Source organism: Arthrobacter sp. SO3 (assembly GCF_020532825.1).
GTDB lineage: Bacteria > Actinomycetota > Actinomycetes > Actinomycetales > Micrococcaceae > Arthrobacter.
This window is the reverse complement of sequence record NZ_MQTS01000174.1, coordinates 1-2699: the sequence shown is the minus strand read 5'-3', so window position 1 is coordinate 2699 and position 2699 is coordinate 1. Positions and strand designations below refer to the sequence as shown.

The window sequence follows — 2699 nt, the reverse complement described above, 5'->3', positions numbered from 1 at the left end:
GAGTAGGTCACCGCCGGAACATCATTAAACGGTCGAGAGCCCCAACCACAACGGTCGGGGCTCTCCCGCATTTAACACCTATTCCAGATTTTAAGGCACCCGTCGAGGCACCGACCGCCCGTCAACGGGGGAACTTCCTGCCATGGATCCAGGCGAGGAGCTCGACAGCCAGCCCGCCGCCAAGCGCGGCGGCGCCTGCCGCCCACAATAAGTCCGCCGGCGGCATCGCGAGATGGAAGAAGTCCTGGGCGAGCGGCAGGTTGAGCAGGATCAGGAGGCTGGTGCACATCGCCAGCAGCACCGCCAACTTCTTCTTATCGAGCGGCCGGGAGACGACCGCGAGAATCCACAATCCGATCACCGACAAGGTCAGCACCGATGCCGACTGTAGCGGCTCGGGCGCTCCCCCGGCAGCGCCGCTGGAACGCGAGTACAGGTTCAACCCCAGCAGTGAAGCCGCGACGATAAGGCCGGCGGGGACGGAGAAGGACAACGACCTGCGCAGGAACCCGGGGCGGTAACGGCGGGTATTGGCCATCAGCGCCAGGAAGAAGGAGGGAATCCCGATTGTCAGTCCGTCCGTGAAGGACAGCTGGCGCGGCAGGAATGGAAACTGCAGGTTGAGCAGCCCGAAGCTGACTGCCAGCGCGATCGAATAGGCCGTCTTGCTGAGGAACAGCTTGGACACCCGCTCGATGTTGGCAATCACCCGGCGGCCCTCGGCCACCACCCCGGGCAGCCGGTCGAAGCGTCCATCCAGCAGCACCAGCCGGGCCACGGCCTTGGTGGCGGGTGCGGCACTGTTCATGGCGATGCCGAGGTCGGCCTCCTTCAATGCCAGCACATCGTTGACGCCGTCTCCGGTCATCGCTACTGTATGCCCGCGGCGCTGGAGAGCTGCCACCATGTCCTTCTTCTGGCCGGGGCTCACCCTGCCGAAGACCGTGTTGTCGCCCATTACCTCTTCAAGCAGCCGGGGTTCGGCCGGAAGTTTCCGGGCATCGTAGCCGTCCCTGACGTCCAGACCCACGGTCCGCGCAATTGCGGCGACCGTCCGGGGGTCATCCCCCGAAATGATTTTCAGCTCAACGCCCTCATCTCGGAAATAATCCAGCGTCTGTCGGGCATCTGGGCGGATCTGCTCCCGAAATGTGAGCACAACGACAGGTTTCACAACTGGCGGCAGTGTGGCGTCGTCGGCAGTAATGGTTGTGTCGTCGGCGTAGGCCAGCACGACGGTTCGCAGGCCGGACTCGGCGAGCCGGCCTGCCTTGTCCAGAGCGGCGCATGCCGTCGGTCCCGGGTCTGCGCCGCCGGGTATGCGCGTCAGTACTATTTCAGGGGCGCCAAGGATCCAGGAGCCTGAGGGTTTTCTGCCGCCGTCGAATGTCACGGAACTCCACTTCCGGGCGGACGAGAACGGAACCGATGAGACCGCTGGGCTTCCGCCGTCGTGCTCGAATGCCGCCTCGAGGCAACGCGAAGTCGCGTTTGCCTCCGGATCCGCGGCGAACCAGCCCAGGGCATGCTCCCAACCAGGTTCGGCGGGTCCGGCCAGCTCATGCACGCCGTCGAAAATGATTCGGCCTTCGGTGAGTGTGCCGGTCTTGTCCAGACAAAGGACATCCACGCGGGCCAGCCCTTCGACCGCGGCCAGCTCCTGGATGAGAACCTTGTTCGCGGCGAGCCGGACCCCGCCGACAGCGAAGGCCACGCTGGAGAGCAGGACCAGCCCCAGGGGAACCATCGCGATGACACTCGCAATCACCCCCACCAGCGCGGAGGTCCAGGCGCCGCTGTCGATAGCCTGCTCCCAACCTCCCCTGGACTGCATCTCGCCGTTCGCCACGATCAGGGCGACCGGGAGCAGCGCCCACGTGAGCCAGCGCAGAATCCGGTCGAGACTGTTGCGGATCTCGGAGTTGACCAGCGAGAATCGCTTCGCGTCGGCTGCGAGCCTGCTGGAAAACGAGTCAGCGCCCACCCGGATCACTCTTGCGGTGCTGCGTCCAGCAACAATAATCGAGCCGGAAAGCACCTCGGTCCCTGCCTCCTTATCAACGGGGTCCGACTCCCCGGTGAGGAGGGATTCGTCGGCCTCGAGGCCGCCGCTCTCGAGGACGGAAGCATCGGCCGTGACCTGGTCGCCGGCGCGCAGGACCAGGACATCGTCCAGCACAACCTCAGCCGTGGGGATTTCCTGCACGGTGCCGTCGCGAAGCACACGCGCCAGCGGGGCCTCGAGCACTGCGAGGCGGTCCAGGGACCGCTTGGCGCGGTACTCCTGTACGACGCCGATGACGGCGTTGCCGGCTGCGGCCAGGCCAAAGAGCGCATCCTGCCAGCTGCCCAGCAGGAGCAGGAGGACGAAACTCGTGCCCACAATTGCGTTGAACAGCGTCAGCACATTGGCCCGGACGATCTGCCAAAGGCTGCGGCTGGTTGTGTCCGGCACGCGGTTCGCAAGCCCCTGACTCACACGGGAGGCGACGTCACCGCCGGACAGGCCGGCGGCGGCCGGTCCGGACACGCGCCGGTGCAGCAAGTCTGGTCTGTGGCGCCGGCGTTCTGCCATCACCTCCTGATCGTAACGGCAGGGGCTCCGGAAAGCAGGTGATGCAGCCCACAGGGAGTTGTTTTGGTTGTTTGGGTGTGGGGAGGGTTTGGTGGGTGCCTGGGATCGGTGTGGTGGTGGGGTT

1 protein-coding gene is annotated in these 2699 nt (G+C 65.4%); it reads right to left on the bottom strand.

Going from position 1 to position 2699, the window contains the following annotated elements; translation table 11 throughout:
* Positions 1-121: 121 nt before the first annotated feature.
* Positions 122-2575 (bottom strand): HAD-IC family P-type ATPase, encoded by a 2454-nt coding sequence (locus BJQ90_RS16205; RefSeq protein WP_413463703.1) that lies wholly within the window; start codon positions 2573-2575, stop codon positions 122-124.
* Positions 2576-2699 lie beyond the last annotated feature (124 nt).